14 protein-coding genes are annotated in these 14,376 nt (G+C 63.7%); 5 read left to right on the forward strand and 9 right to left on the reverse strand.

Annotation, left to right across the window (positions count from 1 at the left end):
- Positions 1-84 precede the first annotated feature (84 nt).
- Positions 85-2,220: a hypothetical protein gene (locus tag IE126_RS22060; protein WP_189382281.1), complete on the forward strand. Its 2,136-nt coding sequence runs from the start codon at positions 85-87 to the stop codon at positions 2,218-2,220.
- A gap of 92 nt (positions 2,221-2,312) precedes the next feature.
- Here the strand turns inward: IE126_RS22060 and IE126_RS22065 are convergent, their stop codons facing one another.
- The 3 genes from IE126_RS22065 to pdxR form a co-directional block, all read right to left on the reverse strand.
- Positions 2,313-2,540, reverse strand: a complete 228-nt coding sequence (locus IE126_RS22065) for a DUF2842 domain-containing protein (protein WP_407646077.1) — start codon at positions 2,538-2,540, stop codon at positions 2,313-2,315.
- A gap of 10 nt (positions 2,541-2,550) precedes the next feature.
- Positions 2,551-3,843 carry an adenylosuccinate synthase gene (locus IE126_RS22070; RefSeq protein WP_054303088.1) on the reverse strand — a complete coding sequence of 431 codons (1,293 nt, stop codon included), beginning with the start codon at positions 3,841-3,843 and terminating at the stop codon, positions 2,551-2,553.
- Positions 3,844-3,927: 84 nt separating this feature from the next.
- The gene (gene pdxR / locus IE126_RS22075; RefSeq protein WP_189382285.1) at positions 3,928-5,319 is read right to left on the reverse strand and encodes a MocR-like pyridoxine biosynthesis transcription factor PdxR; all 1,392 of its coding nucleotides are present in this window, start codon (positions 5,317-5,319) and stop codon (positions 3,928-3,930) included.
- A gap of 81 nt (positions 5,320-5,400) precedes the next feature.
- Here pdxR and IE126_RS22080 point away from each other — a divergent pair, with 81 nt between their 5' ends.
- The 3 genes from IE126_RS22080 (at position 5,401) to IE126_RS22090 (ending at position 8,521) form a co-directional block, all read left to right on the forward strand.
- Entirely contained in the window at positions 5,401-6,111 is a 711-nt protein-coding gene (locus IE126_RS22080; protein ID WP_189382287.1) for a pyridoxamine 5'-phosphate oxidase family protein, read from the forward strand.
- A gap of 208 nt (positions 6,112-6,319) precedes the next feature.
- The gene (secG, locus tag IE126_RS22085; RefSeq protein WP_054303091.1) at positions 6,320-6,718 is read left to right on the forward strand and encodes a preprotein translocase subunit SecG; all 399 of its coding nucleotides are present in this window, start codon (positions 6,320-6,322) and stop codon (positions 6,716-6,718) included.
- A 159-nt stretch (positions 6,719-6,877) separates the two neighbouring features.
- A complete protein-coding gene (locus tag IE126_RS22090; RefSeq protein WP_108128383.1) occupies positions 6,878-8,521 on the forward strand; it encodes a CTP synthase in 1,644 nt (547 codons plus the stop codon).
- An 18-nt stretch (positions 8,522-8,539) separates the two neighbouring features.
- Here IE126_RS22090 and IE126_RS22095 read toward each other — a convergent pair whose 3' ends face one another.
- The 3 genes from IE126_RS22095 to IE126_RS22105 form a co-directional block, all read right to left on the reverse strand.
- Entirely contained in the window at positions 8,540-9,004 is a 465-nt protein-coding gene (locus tag IE126_RS22095; RefSeq protein WP_189382289.1) for a DUF1203 domain-containing protein, read from the reverse strand.
- A 67-nt stretch (positions 9,005-9,071) separates the two neighbouring features.
- The gene (locus tag IE126_RS22100; protein ID WP_054303094.1) at positions 9,072-9,458 is read right to left on the reverse strand and encodes an HIT domain-containing protein; all 387 of its coding nucleotides are present in this window, start codon (positions 9,456-9,458) and stop codon (positions 9,072-9,074) included.
- 5 nt (positions 9,459-9,463) lie between these two features.
- Complete coding sequence (locus IE126_RS22105) at positions 9,464-11,041, reverse strand: DUF5928 domain-containing protein (RefSeq protein WP_054303095.1); 1,578 nt, start codon at positions 11,039-11,041, stop codon at positions 9,464-9,466.
- A gap of 147 nt (positions 11,042-11,188) precedes the next feature.
- Here IE126_RS22105 and IE126_RS22110 point away from each other — a divergent pair, with 147 nt between their 5' ends.
- Positions 11,189-12,007, forward strand: coding sequence for a sulfotransferase family protein (locus IE126_RS22110; protein WP_054303096.1), 819 nt, complete (start codon positions 11,189-11,191; stop codon positions 12,005-12,007).
- A gap of 36 nt (positions 12,008-12,043) precedes the next feature.
- On the opposite strand, the gene IE126_RS22115 is transcribed toward IE126_RS22110, so the two are convergent.
- Genes IE126_RS22115 through IE126_RS22125 form a run of 3 tightly spaced genes read right to left on the reverse strand, consistent with a single transcriptional unit; the run spans position 12,044 to position 14,346 of the window.
- Positions 12,044-12,697, reverse strand: coding sequence for a DUF1523 family protein (locus IE126_RS22115; RefSeq protein WP_152968413.1), 654 nt, complete (start codon positions 12,695-12,697; stop codon positions 12,044-12,046).
- 15 nt (positions 12,698-12,712) lie between these two features.
- Positions 12,713-12,979: a hypothetical protein gene (locus IE126_RS22120; RefSeq protein ID WP_054303097.1), complete on the reverse strand. Its 267-nt coding sequence runs from the start codon at positions 12,977-12,979 to the stop codon at positions 12,713-12,715.
- Positions 12,976-14,346: a DUF6638 family protein gene (locus tag IE126_RS22125; protein ID WP_189382291.1), complete on the reverse strand. Its 1,371-nt coding sequence runs from the start codon at positions 14,344-14,346 to the stop codon at positions 12,976-12,978. Before IE126_RS22125 ends, IE126_RS22120 begins: the two co-directional genes overlap by 4 nt.
- Positions 14,347-14,376: the final 30 nt, after the last annotated feature.

Raw genomic sequence — 14,376 nt, forward strand, 5'->3', positions numbered from 1 at the left:
CCTTCAAATTACCCCGGTCTGTCCACGGAATTGAGCGGCCGGAAGGTAAATTGGGGTCATAGGTTAGTAGAAGGCGAGCATCCGATGGTCGGAGCAAGTAAAATTCTTACGGTGTCCTATGGCACGTTTTCCTGCACGCTGGAGGGATTCGATGACCCCTTCAACACGATGAAGGCGATTGCCGAGTATTTCCGTGATCTCGCCGCCGAAGACCGCTATTTCGGCGCCGAACCGCCAACCCCCGATGCGGCGATGCTGCACCGGATTGCCGAACGCGAGATCCAGCGCCGGGTCGAGGCAAAGATCCAGGAAAACGGCGTGATCCTGCGGGCAGGCGATTCCGATATCCCGGCCAAGACCGCGATCAGCGCACCCGTTGCCTCCGCACCTGCCGCGCCGGCGCCTCAGGTTGCCGCCGAGGAGACGCCTCCTGCCCCGAGAGCGGCAGAACCTGAGCCCGCGCCGCAATCGGAAAGCGTTGCCGCCAAGCTTTCGCGCATCCGCCGCGCCGTGGCCGAAGCCAAGGTGCCTGCCGCTGCCGTGGTGACGGCCGCGCCCGCTGCTGCCGAATATTTCGAGAATGAGGCCGCAGAGGATGTGCCGGCGACTCCGGTTGCGGAATTGCCTGTCGACGACGTTGTGGAAGAAGATTCTCTGGCCCTGTCTGACCCCGACATGGCCGATCTCGCCCTGCCCGAGCCCGCCGAAATCGAAGATGTGGCCGAATCGGTGGCTGAGCCGGTCGTGGATGACAGCGAAGATTTCACCTCGCCCGAACCCGAAGCCGATTTCGGCGCCGAAGATGCACTGCTGGCCAATCTGGCGGGTCTCGATACGCATGTCGACGAAGACGCCGCTGCTGCGCAAGACTCCGAAGTTTCTGACGAGCAGTCCGAAGACATCCTCGCCGCCCTGCAAGTCGAGGCAGAAGCCGAGATCCTGGCAGAGCCCGAGATGGCCCGTGACAGCGATGACGAAGCAGATGACGGTGATGATCTTGATGATCTGCTGGCAAAGCTGAACGCACCTGCCACCGCCCCGGCAGCGAATCTGGCTGACAGCCTGGATGACGATGATTTCCTGTCGGAGGACGAGGAGGAGATCACGCCGGACGCCGCGCCGGAGCCGGAAGCCCAGGCAGAACCTGCCGAGGCTGCGACCGCCCCTGAAGCGGCCGAACTGCAAGAAGATGAAACCGGCGGCACCGCTTCGGAACGTATCCAGCGCGCTCGTGCCCGTGTCATCCGCATCCGCCGCACGACGCCGCAACCCGCCGACGATGCCGAAGAGGTGATGGAAGCCACCACCCGGCCCGCCGAGGAGGACGCCCCGCTGTCGCCCGAGGCCGAAGCCGATCTGCTGCGCGAACTTGGCGAAGTCGAAGCGGAGCTCGGCGCAGAAACGCCCGATCTGCCGCCGCCGAGCGCCCCCGTGCCGCATGAACCTACCGCCATTCGCCCGGTCCGGCCGGTACGTCCGGCGATTGCCCCGCGCCGCAACGCGCTGGCAGACGGCGAACCCGAAGGCGAGGCTGCTATGTCACGGCTGATTGCCGAGACGAACAACCAGATGCAGGGGGCGGAGAATCGCCGTCGCCTGTCGGCCATCGCCCATCTCAAGGCCGCCGTGGCCGCCACCGTGGCCGAGCGCCGCGCCGGGGCTGCCAAGCCGGTGAACGATACCGAACGGCAAGATCCCTATCGCGAGGATTTGTCCCGCATCGTACGTCCGTCCGCCCCGAACGCGACCCGGCCCAGCCCGCTGGTTCTGGTTTCGGAACAGCGCATAGACCGCGCGCCGGTGGCCGAACCTGCGCCGCGCCCGGCCGAGGTTGGCCCGATCCGTCCGCGCCGCATCGCGGGTTCCGCCGCCCTGGCCGAAGAAGAAGATGACGAGCTGGAGAACGAGGACAACCTCTTCGCCGACACCCGTGGCTTCGCGGAATTTGCAGAACGCCTTGGTGCGCAGGATCTGGGGGCGCTTCTGGAGGCCGCCGCCGCCTATGCCGCCTGTGTCGAGGGCCGCCCGCAATTCACCCGGCCACAGATCATGCGGCAGGTCGCCAGCCTCTCGGACTCCGAATCGAGCCTGCGCGAGGACAGCCTGCGCAGCTTCGGGACGCTGCTGCGCACCGGCCGTATCGTGAAGGTCCGCCGGGGCCAGTATGCACTGGCAGAAGATTCGCACTATCTGGCCGAGGCCCGCAAACTGGTGGGTTGAGCCAAAGGCTCACCCCCTTTTCCGGGTCCGACGGGCTGCCACCCTCCCCGGACAGGCGAAAGGCGGAAGGTTTCCCTTCCGCCTTTCCCTTTTCAGTCGTTCTGTGCCGGGGGCGCATCCGGGTCAGCCTGGCCGATTCCCCTGAAGATGAACCTGAATGGCAGCATCCACAGGAAGCCGAGCCCGACATAGACCAGGAACTCCACCCAGATCGGCGGCCGGTCCAGTGCCCCCATGATCCCCCAGACCGCGCCAATATAAAACGGCAGACCGACCAGAAGGATCACCAGCGCAAGGCGCTTGCGGACGCGATAGCCCATTGCCACGGGATCAATCCTCGAAAGGATCGGTGACGAGAATGGTGTCGTCCCGTTCCGGGCTGGTCGACAGCATCGCCACCGGGCAACCGATCAGCTCTTCGACACGGCGAACGTATTTGATCGCGGCGCCCGGCAGATCGGCCCAGCTGCGCGCGCCTTCGGTCGATTCGCTCCAGCCCTCGATTTCCTCATAAACCGGGGTGCAGCGCGCCTGCTGATCGGCGGCGGTCGGCAGATAATCCAGCGCCTGCCCGTCCAGCATGTAGCCGGTGCAGATCTTGATCGTCTCGAACCCGTCCAGCACGTCCAGCTTGGTCAGCGCGATGCCGTTGATGCCGGAAATCGCGCAGGTCTGCCGCACCAGCGCCGCATCGAACCAGCCACAGCGGCGCTTGCGCCCGGTCACCGTACCGAACTCATGGCCCCGCGTCCCCAGACGTTCGCCATCGGCATCATGCAGCTCGGTCGGGAACGGGCCTTCACCGACACGGGTGGTATAGGCTTTCACGATCCCCAGAACGAAGTCGATGGCATTCGGCCCAAGACCCACGCCCGTCGCCGCCTGCCCCGCGATCACGTTCGACGAGGTGACATAGGGATAGGTACCAAAGTCGATGTCCAGCAACGAACCCTGCGCGCCTTCGAACAGGATGCGTTTGCCCGCGCGGCGCAGCTCGTTCATCACTTTCCAGACCGGCGCGGCATACTGCAGGATCTCGCCCGCGATGGCGTTCAGCGCGGCGATCAGCGCATCACGGTCCACCGGCTCCAGCCCCAGACCGGCGCGCAGCGCATTGTGATGCACCAGCGCCCGGTCGACGCGCAGTTCCAGCGTCGCCTGATCGGCCAGATCGGCGACACGGATCACCCGCCGCCCCACCTTGTCCTCATAACACGGTCCGATCCCACGCCCGGTGGTGCCGATTTTGCCGACTGCGACCTGCGCCTCTCGCGCGCGGTCCAGTTCGCCATGATAGGGCATGATGAGCGGGGTGTTTTCCGCGATCATCAGCGTCTCGGGGGTGATGGTCACGCCCTGCTCGCGGATCTTGGCGATCTCTGACACCAGATGCCAGGGGTCCAGCACCACGCCATTGCCAATGACCGACAGCTTGCCGCCGCGCACCACACCCGAGGGCAGCGCATTCAGCTTGTAGACCTTGCCGTCGATGACGAGCGTATGGCCCGCGTTGTGGCCGCCCTGAAACCGCGCGATCACATCGGCGCGCTCGCTCAGCCAGTCAACGATCTTGCCTTTTCCCTCGTCGCCCCATTGGGCACCGACGACGACGACATTGGCCATGTCCAGACTCCTTCGGAGGTGTGAAACCGGCGCCGGTATATAGAGGCCGCGCGCGCGATGACAGCAGAAAATGCCCGCTGCACCTCAGGTCAGACCAGCCGCCGCCAGACCGCGCCGCACTGCCGCCGCCAGCGTTTCGGGCTCGTGGCCGGAAAAGCCGATGACCAGCCCCTTGCGACCGCCGGGCTGCATCGACATCGCAGAAAGCGACCGCGCGCCAAGCCCTGCGGCCCGGGCCAGGCCCGCCAGTCGCAGATCGTCGGCGGTATCGGAGAGCGACACGACCAGATGCAGGCCCTGCTCGGGGATGCGGACCCGATGCCCTGTCGCTGCGAGTTCGGATACCAGCGCATCCCGCGCCGCCCGGACCCGCCGCCGCGCGCGTTTCAGATGCTGCGCGAAATGGCCCGCAGCCAGAAACTCGGCCATTGCCGCCTGCGTCAGTGCCGAAGGCGCCCGGTCGGCCCGCCCGCGCAGTGCAATCACCGGCGCCAGCAGTGGCTCGGGCAAAACCATATAGCCCAGCCGCAGCCCCGGCATCAGCGCTTTCGAAAAGGTGCCGACATAGATCACCCGGCCCCGCCCATCCATGCCCTGCATCGCGGCCAGGGGCGGCCCGGCAAAGCGGAACTCGCTGTCATAATCATCCTCGACGACCCAGGCACCGGCCTCTGCCGCCCAGTCCAGAAGCGCCAGACGCCGCCGCATGGTTAAAACCACCCCCAGCGGAAACTGGTGCGAGGGCGTGACATAGGCCGCCCGCGCCCCGGCACAAAGTACCCGTCCCGCCGCGACATCCAGCCCCTCGTCATCCACCGGCACCGGCACCAGCCGTTGCGCCGCGAACGCCGCCTTGGCCGAAGGATAACCCGGATCTTCCATCCAGACCGGATCACCGGGCGCCAGCACCGCCCGCGCCACCAGATCCAGCGCCCCTTGTGCCCCGGTGGTGATCACCACTTGCGCCGGGTCCAGCCGCAACCCCCGCGCCGCACGCAGATAGGCGGCGACCTCGGCCCGCAATGTCGCATCGCCCTGCGGATCGCCATAATGGAACAGCGCTGCCGGTGGCCGCGCCAGAACCCGCGCAAGGATGGCCCGCAGGCGGTCAAGACTTTGCGGATCGGGAAATCCCAGACCCAGATCGCCCGGCAGGTCGCGCGCCACAAAGACCGGAGGCACCGGCGCCGGACCCGCCGGCACCAGGCACGGCACCGCCTCGGCCACGAAGGTGCCAGACCCGACCTTTGCCTCGGTGAAGCCCTCGGCCGCCAGCATCTCGAACGCCGCCACCACCGCCCCGCGCGCCACCCCCAGCCGCGCCGCCAGATCGCGCGTGGGCGGCAATTTGGTACCCGACGGCAGGGCACCCTCCTCGATCCGCTGCCGAAGAGCCGCATATATCGCCCGTGCCCTCGGTCCCTGCTCTGGCAGAATGGGCATCAGCGCCGACCAGTCCGGTCTATTGGTCTGCATAATTTTCCCCTGATTGGATCTCTGTCAAACCAATTCTGCCCCTTACATCTGCTGCAAACAACCGGCTTCGACAGGTAGACCATGACCGCCCCCTACACCCCCGGCCCGCGCAGCCGCATCAAACGCAACCCCAAACGCGGCAGCTATGACCGCGCCACCGTCCACGCGATCCTCGACAGCGCCATGCTGGCTCATGTCGCCTATACGATCGACGGCCAGCCCTATTGCACGCCCACGATCCACTGGCGCGATGGGGAAACGCTTTACTGGCATGGCTCCTCCGCCAGCCGCATGCTGCGCGCCCAGGGCCCCGGACTGCCGGTCTGCGTTACCGTCACCCATCTGGACGGGCTGGTGCTGGCCCGTTCGGCCTTCAACCATTCTGCCAACTTCCGTTGCGCCATGGTCTTTGGCAAAGCTCACCTTGTCGACGACGCGGCGGAAAAGGAACGCGCCCTCTACGCTGTGACAGACCGCCTGTTCCCCGGCCGCAATGCCGAATTGCGCCCGATGACCACACAGGAAATCAAGGCCACCTCCGTCGTCCGCATGGAGATAGAGGAAGCCAGCGCCAAAGTGCGGGGCGTCAATGTCGGCGATGACGAGGAGGATGGCACCTGGCCGGTCTGGGCCGGGGTGATCCCGGTGACGACGGTGATCGGCCCCCCCGAACCCTCGCCCGTCCTTCCCGACACCATCCCCCTGCCCGCACATCTGAGCGCCTTCGCAGCGGGACGCGCCCTTGATACCGTCCTGCAAGACAGCTTCACCCGCTGGCAGGAAGAAAGCTGAGCGCCGTTCGCCGTCCCGCCCGGCCTCTGCCGCCTGCTTCTTGTCCAAATACTCAATCAACACCGCCATCCCGAACGCCTTCGGGGTGGCGAACCCGGCACAATCACACCTGACCGGCACAACACCGCCCCCTGCGGCGCACCTGTGCCCTTGCGCCCTTGGCCCCTTCCGCCTAGATAGGCGCGTCAGCACCGAAAACGGCGGGACCATGCAAAACGTCATCCTCACCATCCATCTGATCCTCGCGCTCCTGCTCATCGGCGTCGTGCTGTTGCAGCGGTCGGAGGGTGGCGGCCTTGGCATGGGTGGCGGTGGCGGTGGGGTCGTTTCGGCCCGCGGCGCAGCCAACGCCCTGACGAAGCTGACCTGGATCTTTGCGACGGCTTTTATCGTGACCTCGCTCACGCTGACGATCATGGCAGCGCGTCAGGCCGACGGTGGCTCGGTTATCGACCAGATCGGCGGCTCTGCCCCGGCAAAAGCCCCGGCTGAGCAACAGCCTGCCTCGCCCCTTGGCACCGATCTGCTGCCGCCCGGCACCACCGATGCGCCGCTTACGCCGCCGCGCGCCGATCAGCCGGTCGAAGCCCCCGCGCAGAACAACTGACGGTCACTAATCCTAGGCATATCGCCGCGGCTGCAAACAGCATCTAGCGGGCCTGTTGCGCTTTGCCGAAAATCCGGCTAAGCCATGGCTCCCGTGATGCTGCGATTCCGATGTTGCGAATCGCCTTACCTTTCGAGCGTTTCACGGGAGACCCGCACAATGGCACGTTACATCTTCATCACCGGCGGTGTGGTGTCCTCGCTCGGCAAGGGGCTTGCCTCTGCGGCGCTTGGGGCGCTGTTGCAGGCGCGGGGCTATTCGGTGCGGCTGCGCAAGCTCGATCCCTATCTGAACGTCGATCCGGGCACCATGTCGCCGTTTGAACATGGCGAGGTCTTCGTGACCGACGATGGCGCCGAAACCGACCTCGATCTTGGCCATTACGAACGCTTCACCGGCGTTTCGGCCCGCAAGACCGATTCCATCTCCTCCGGCCGGATCTATTCCAATGTGCTGGAGAAGGAACGCCGGGGCGATTACCTCGGCAAGACGATCCAGGTGATTCCCCACGTCACCAACGAGATCAAGGATTTCCTCCGCATCGGCGAGGAAGAGGTTGATTTCATGCTCTGTGAAATCGGCGGCACCGTGGGCGACATCGAAGGTCTGCCCTTCTTCGAGGCGATCCGCCAGTTCATCCACGAACGCCCGCGCGGCCAGTGCATCCTGATGCACCTGACGCTGTTGCCCTATCTGGCGGCCAGCGGCGAATTGAAAACCAAGCCGACCCAGCACAGCGTGAAGGAACTGCAATCCATCGGTCTTGCCCCCGATGTGCTGGTCTGCCGTTCCGAACATCCGATCCCGGAAAAGGAGCGCGCCAAGATCGCGCTGTTCTGCAATGTGCGCCCCGAAGCGGTGATCCCGGCCTATGACCTGAAAACGATCTACGAGGCGCCACTGGCCTATCATCGCGAGGGGCTGGACCAGGCGGTGCTGGATGCCTTCGGCATCGCCCCGGCGCCCCGCCCGAATCTTGCCCGATGGGAAGATGTGATGGACCGTCTGACCCATGCCGAGGGTGAGGTGCGCATCGCCATCGTCGGCAAATACACCCAGTTGGAAGATGCCTACAAATCCATTGCCGAGGCGCTGACCCACGGCGGCATGGCCAACCGGACCCGCGTGAAAGCCGAATGGATCGACAGCGAGATCTTCGAACGCGAAGACCCCGCCCCGCATCTGGAACGTTTCCAGGCCATCCTCGTGCCCGGCGGCTTTGGCGAACGCGGCACCGAAGGCAAGATTCGCGCCGCGCAATATGCCCGTGAAAAGGGCCTCCCCTATCTGGGCATCTGCCTTGGCATGCAGATGGCGGTGATCGAGGCCGCGCGCAATCTGGCCGGGATGACCGATGCAGGTTCCGAGGAGTTTGACCACGAGGCCGGCGCAAAGCGGTTCACCCCGGTGGTCTATCACCTGAAGGAATGGGTGCAGGGCAATCACAAGGTCGAACGCAAGGTCGGTGACGACAAGGGCGGCACCATGCGGCTTGGCGCCTATAACGCCAGTCTCAAGGATGGCTCCAATGTCGCCCGCGTCTATGGCGCAACCGAGATCGAGGAACGCCACCGCCACCGCTACGAGGTGGATATCCGCTACAAGGACAAACTGGAAAGCTGCGGGCTGATCTTCTCGGGCATGTCGCCCGATGGCCGTCTGCCGGAAATCGTTGAGGTGAAGGACCACCCGTGGTTCATCGGCGTGCAGTTCCACCCGGAACTGAAATCGAAGCCTTTCGCCCCGCATCCGCTGTTCGCCGATTTCGTGCGCGCGGCGGTCGAGGTCAGCCGACTGGTCTGACCTCGTGCGGCCTGCCGCTCAGGCCCGGTCGATCCGGCACTGGTAGCAATTGTTCCGGGCCGACCGGACATGCAGATAGGCGATGCGCGGATCATCCAGCCGTGCCTTCGCCTCGGCGATCAGGCGATCGGTCGGTACCACCGCGCCCGTGCCATAGACGATACGGTCGTCCTGGCCGTAGCCCCGGATGATGTAATCCGGCGAGGCCAGCATTGCGGGCAGATCCGCCCCGCCGCCCTGATGGCAATCTTCCGCACACAGAAAGATCGGCCCGCATTCGGCATAGGGCTGCATGACCGGGAAGGGCCGATGCGCCAGCACCAGCATCGGCGCACCTTCGGGGATCATGCTCAGGCAATGGCGGCAGGGGTTGCCGCTGCCCTGCGCGATATGGCGCTCCGGCGCCATATGGTTGGCATCTGCACCGCCCGCTTGCAGGCGGCGCACGGTTTCGGTGGCAAGGGCTGTGAAGTGTATCGGCATGGGTCTCCTCCGGGGTTTTGGCCAGACTGACGCTTGGCAGCCCCGGAAACGACCCGAAGTCTGCGCATTAGCCCTCGGCGCGCGCCACCATCCGCCCCATGGGGCGGCCCCCCAGGATATGCAGGTGGAAATGCGGGACTTCCTGCACGCCATGCTCCCCGGCATTGGTGATGGCGCGGAACCCCTCGCCCCCCTCGCCCGGCTGAATGCCCAGCAGCGCACAGACCTTGGCCACCGTACGGTGGAAATCCGCGATCTCGGCATCCGAGGCGTCGCGGGCAAAGTGATCGTAGGTCACATAGGCGCCTTTCGGGATCACCAGCACATGCACCGGCGCCTGCGGTGCGATGTCGTGGAAGGCCAGCGTATGCGCGGTTTCCAGCACCGTCCGGTTGGGAATCTCGCCACGCAGGATACGGGCGAAGATGTTCTGCGGGTCATAGGTGTAGGGCATCGGTTTCAGTCCACGAACAGATAATGGGTTTCTGCGATTTCTTGCGCCTTGCCGCGCGACACACCCAGAAAGGCGGCCAGCGGTCCGGCATTATCCTCTACCGTGGCAGCCTGCCGGATACGATGGAAATTCTCGAAATCCGCGTCGCGGATACGGTCGCTTTCAAAGCGCACGTCATAGCGGATGGTCGGCAGCAGCCTATCCAGAACCTCTTGTGGCGTCCTGTCCCCTGCAAGCCCCACCCGCCGGGCGTGGCCCAGAAGATAGTCGTCGGTAAAGTCGCATTCGATTTCCAGCAGCCGCACGTTAGAGCGGTCATTGTAGAAATCCTGCATCAGCTCCACATTCGCGGGGTCGATGCACAGCACCAGCTTGTCGGTATCCCAGTAATCGAACAGCATCCGCACCAGCGCCCGGCGATGGCGCGTGCGCTTTTCCAGAGTAGACTGGATCCCGCCCAGATCGGGCAACGGGGTCGATGCCTCGCTGAACACATAATCCACCGCCGCCAGCCCGGTAACATCGCGGATGCGCTGCACCAGCCGCTTGGCAACGTGCCATTTCTTGCAGGTGACAATCAGCAGCGTGCGTTCGCGTCCAAGGCTCGCCTCGGTCTCCCAGAAGCGCGGAGCGAAACGACGGCCGATCCGGCCCCGGCCAGTCAGAAACTTGTAGAGGCTGCGCCCCTCGTTCGACACCGGGAAATGCACCCCTTCAGAGGTGTACAGGTTGCCCAGCCGCTCTTTCAGCTCCTGCGCATCGACCGAGATCTTGCGGGCGAACAGATAATCCTGCGCGATCAGAAGATCATACTGATCGTTGTAGAAGTTCACCGGCATTCCGTAGTCAGTGAACATCAGGAAGGTAAGCGTCCGGGTGCGGATTTCCTCGTGCGGGACCAGATGGCGCACAAGCGTCTGAAAGAAGGTTTCATCGGGAATCCAGGTGGTGCGGAAGAATCGCATCACATCCTTCCGCTTGCGGCAGAAATCCAGAATCCATTCCACCGTGCGGCGGCGCAGGCACCACCACTGGCTGCCGATCTGGATGGTCAGATCCTCGGGGATCGTCCGCTCCAGCCCGAATTTCTGCTGTAGCCCCATCGAGGTGTAGAACAGCCATTTCTGGGTCCGTTCGTTGAACCAGTGGCGGTAGATCAGCCGCTCGCCCTTGATGCCGGTCTTGATCCAGTCCGAAGAGAAGAAATCGAAGCTCTCGATGTAGTCGGCTTCTTCACGATCCAGGAAATCATGGGCATATTCGGCGGTCTTGATCGGCATGCAGTCGCCCGACAGCATGTAGAAATGCGTCGCGCGCGGAAAATCCTCGACCGCCGCGCGCACTGCCTGCAACGAGGCATCGACCAGGCTCCACTCCCCCCAGCCGCATTTGAGCCGCTTCCGCGCGAAGGTCACCGAGGGGTTGTTCGCCAGCGCGGAACGGATCTGGTCAAAATCTTCCCGCTTCGCGCGGGCATCGAAATGGATCGAGATATAGTCACCAGCCGCCGTCAGGCGCTGCGCCTGAGCGATGATCCCTTCAGGGTCCTTGTGGCACAACAAAATATAGGCAATCTTTGCCATGCAGGAAACCTGACCCCGATGCTATTCGTCACTGTTTCCATAAAATGCTTTACTGGTCATTGAAAAGACAGTGTTTGTTTGCTTTTTGTGACGAGTAAGACAGAAGCCCCGCCCCCGCGGGGCGAAAGGTGTTTGGAGGCGTGGCCGATGGGGTTCCCGGGAACCTGGATGACGGAAAGCGAAAGTGTGGTGTATCGGGTCGTGCCCAAGTGTGCCTGCTCGTCCATCGGGCAGATCATGTTCTATTCCGACCATGGCAAGTTCTTCGACGGCGACATCCACGATTCGACCAAGGGCCTCCACAAATGGAGCCAGGAGGCCAGCCAACCCCTGATCGAGGCGAATGTGAAGGGGCACAAGAGCTATGCCTTCACCTGCGTGCGCAACCCCTATACCCGCATCCTGTCGAGCTTCTTCGACAAGATCTGCGGCATCCAGCGCAATGGCAAACGCTATCGCGGCAACCTTGTACCGCTTCTGATCCAGAAATACGGCATCGAGGTCGGTGGCGACGATGGCAAACAGGAGTTCGACCAGATCGCGAGCTTCCGCCGCTTCCTGCTGTTCGCGCGCGATACGATCCGCTGGCGCAAACCGATGGAGCCGGACATCCACTGGTCGGCGATGTCGGGCCATATCTCGACCTTCATCGTCAACGGCGGCCAGTATGACCACATCTTCTTCACCGAAAAATTCGATGAAGGCATGCAGGTCGTGCTGGACAACATCAAGAGCAAGAAAAAGGTCAACCTGAAGAAGATCCCGAAGTTCAACGAAAGCGAGGGGCATGGCCCCAAGCGGTTGCACCCGGTGGAAGACTACTTCGATGACCTGTCGCGCCATCTGGTCTGGGAAATCTACAAGCGCGATTTCCAGCTGTTCAAATACGATTTCGACAATCCGGGCAACAAGATGCCGATTGGCGAGATTGACCTGGACGAGGTTCACGCCAAGCTCGGCGACTGAGCAGGACGCCGGGGGCCAAGGCCCCCGGCCCTACCGTCATTTCCTGCCGAACAACCGCCCCCAGAAGCCTCGCGCCCGGTCCCGCGCCGCATCGGCCCGCGCATCCACCGCATCCAGCGTGTTGTTCAGATCATCCATTGCCGGTTCGATCATCCGCTCCTTGAACTGGGCCCACATGCGCCACAGCATCAGGACCAGCAGACCCAGCAGCACCAGAACCACGATGTTGACCCAGGGGATCAGTCGCACATCCGGCCCCGCGACGGCCTTGATCTTCACCGCATTGGGATAGATCGAGAAGATCGGCAGCCGCCAGCCGTAATGCGTGACCGCCACCCATTCCGGCTTGTCCTTGGGCGAGATGGCATTGGTCGCCTCGGCCTGAAGGTTGGAGCTGTCGTATTTGAAATAGGGCGGCCAGATCCAGCCGGTATCCTCGTTGCGATAGACCATCGGCCCACCATCGGGATAGACCGCCTCGATGAAACGGATGTCACGCCGGTCCACCGTATTGGTGGTCGTGCCGCTGTCGGGCGAGGCGTAGAAGATCGAGTTCGCCCCCACTTCGGTCAGCCGGTTGTAGGTGCCGGTGATCCGCACGATATCCCGCTGCGGCAAAGTGTAGTGCAGGAAGGCCGCCACGATGATCAGCACCGTGATGCGGAAGCCCCATTTGATATATTTCCACATGCCAAGGGCACTCCTTCAGTCGTAATTCACGAAATAGATGGCCAGTGCCATGCCGATCATCGGCAGGATATAAACCAGCCAGACGAGCTTCAGCTTCAGGCTGCGCCCGTAGTCCTTCATCTGCGCTTCGACCCAGGCATCGCGGTCGCCCGTCATCGCCTCGGCCTCGAACTGCTTTTCCAGCCTCTCGCGCCGGGTGGACCGGAAGTAGATCTTCAGCAGCCAGTAGAAGGCCGTCAGGACGACAAGGCCAAGAAGCCAGGCACGCAGAATACCGATCATCCCCTCCCCCTCACCGCCCCCCAGGGCCCGACACGTTGCAACAGATCGGGCGCCGGTTTCGGCCCCTCACGCATTTCCGGGCGCTGCAACTCATCCATCCCCGGCTCCGGCCCGAACAGCGCGCGTCGGGCACCCTGCCGGTCCACCAGATACTCCCGCTCCAGAAAATCCGCCACATATTGCCGCTTGCGGTCGCTCCAGCCGCGGTAGCTGTCGTAGAACAGTTCCTTGTGGGTGATGTAAAGCTGCCGCACGTCCAACGGCGCCAGCTCGGCCAGAAGCATGTTCACCAGATCGCGAAGGCGACCCGGCCTTGCCCGCAACGTATAGAAATAGGCCGGATGTTCCGAGGTGAGCCGCGGCCAGTCCCCCGCCCCTTCCACCCAGCGCAGCAGCGCGCCCAACCCCTGAAACTCCGCCGGCAGCGCCGCACCCAGCCGATGCGCGATCTTGCGCAGATCGGCCCGCGTCGCCTGCCCCAGATCAAGGTTCAGCGCGTCTGCCGCATCGACCAGAATGAAATCCATCTTCTGCCGCAGGATCGCCGCCACATCCGTGCCCCGCGCCTGCACAATAGGTTCGACCAGCTTGTTCCGCTCCAGCCAATCGGCAATCGCGTTCCGGTCCCCCAGATCCATCACCGGCGCCACTGGCAGGGCGCCGAGCCCCGCTTTCGGCGCGCGTGTGATTACCCCCGGAAAGGCCAGGTCGCGGAAGATATACAGGCCGCCGAAATGCGCGGTCCAGAAATCAGGCTGTTCAAAGCTCATGGCGGGCAACGAGATTGGAACCCGCGTCACATCGCCAGTCTTTTTGGCAAGTTCGATCATCTGCGCGATCAGCACATCGTCGCGCCAGCCTTCCGGCTCGCGCCGGAACCGATCCACCAGCGCGGCAAGCTTGCCCGCATCGCGCACATGACCACCGATAGTGTCGGCCTGCACCGTCACCCGCCGCATGTCGAACAGCCGCGCCGGGGTGGACACCTCGTAAACGCTGTTCTCCAACTCTCCGGCCACCGCATCGCGCGCGGTCAGCGCGAACAACTGCGCCTCGTTCGCCTCGATGAACTGTTGCAGGATGCCGCGCGATGTTGAAAACCTGATATGCAGCAGCGGCGCCGTTTTCTGCGCCGTGGTCAGCAGGATGAACTGCCGGTTGCAGCCATTGGGGTTGAGATAAAGATCATCGCCCAGCTCATCGCCGATCTCCGGCGAATAGCCGGAGATGTCGATGTGAAAATCGGTCAGCGTCGTATCCTTGCCCGTCAGATGCCGCAGCGCCCGCCGATAGCGTTCTACCAGCGCAGGCGAAGAGACCTCGACCAGATTGCCGAACATCAGGCCCTTTTCAATCAGCCGCCGCACCGCAACCCGCTCCTTTCATCTGTTCCCAAA

Source organism: Gemmobacter nanjingensis, assembly GCF_014652195.1.
GTDB lineage: Bacteria > Pseudomonadota > Alphaproteobacteria > Rhodobacterales > Rhodobacteraceae > Gemmobacter > Gemmobacter caeni.

What these genes read in the sequence shown, in the direction of transcription:
- IE126_RS22060 (WP_189382281.1), top strand. Translation starts at nt 85, where the DNA reads ATGGTCGGAGCAAGTAAAATTCTTACGGTGTCCTATGGCACGTTTTCC.
- IE126_RS22065 (WP_407646077.1), bottom strand. Translation starts at nt 2,540, where the DNA reads ATGGGCTATCGCGTCCGCAAGCGCCTTGCGCTGGTGATCCTTCTGGTC.
- IE126_RS22070 (WP_054303088.1), bottom strand. Translation starts at nt 3,843, where the DNA reads ATGGCCAATGTCGTCGTCGTCGGTGCCCAATGGGGCGACGAGGGAAAA.
- pdxR (WP_189382285.1), bottom strand. Translation starts at nt 5,319, where the DNA reads ATGCAGACCAATAGACCGGACTGGTCGGCGCTGATGCCCATTCTGCCA.
- IE126_RS22080 (WP_189382287.1), top strand. Translation starts at nt 5,401, where the DNA reads ATGACCGCCCCCTACACCCCCGGCCCGCGCAGCCGCATCAAACGCAAC.
- secG (WP_054303091.1), top strand. Translation starts at nt 6,320, where the DNA reads ATGCAAAACGTCATCCTCACCATCCATCTGATCCTCGCGCTCCTGCTC.
- IE126_RS22090 (WP_108128383.1), top strand. Translation starts at nt 6,878, where the DNA reads ATGGCACGTTACATCTTCATCACCGGCGGTGTGGTGTCCTCGCTCGGC.
- IE126_RS22095 (WP_189382289.1), bottom strand. Translation starts at nt 9,004, where the DNA reads ATGCCGATACACTTCACAGCCCTTGCCACCGAAACCGTGCGCCGCCTG.
- IE126_RS22100 (WP_054303094.1), bottom strand. Translation starts at nt 9,458, where the DNA reads ATGCCCTACACCTATGACCCGCAGAACATCTTCGCCCGTATCCTGCGT.
- IE126_RS22105 (WP_054303095.1), bottom strand. Translation starts at nt 11,041, where the DNA reads ATGGCAAAGATTGCCTATATTTTGTTGTGCCACAAGGACCCTGAAGGG.
- IE126_RS22110 (WP_054303096.1), top strand. Translation starts at nt 11,189, where the DNA reads ATGGGGTTCCCGGGAACCTGGATGACGGAAAGCGAAAGTGTGGTGTAT.
- IE126_RS22115 (WP_152968413.1), bottom strand. Translation starts at nt 12,697, where the DNA reads ATGTGGAAATATATCAAATGGGGCTTCCGCATCACGGTGCTGATCATC.
- IE126_RS22120 (WP_054303097.1), bottom strand. Translation starts at nt 12,979, where the DNA reads ATGATCGGTATTCTGCGTGCCTGGCTTCTTGGCCTTGTCGTCCTGACG.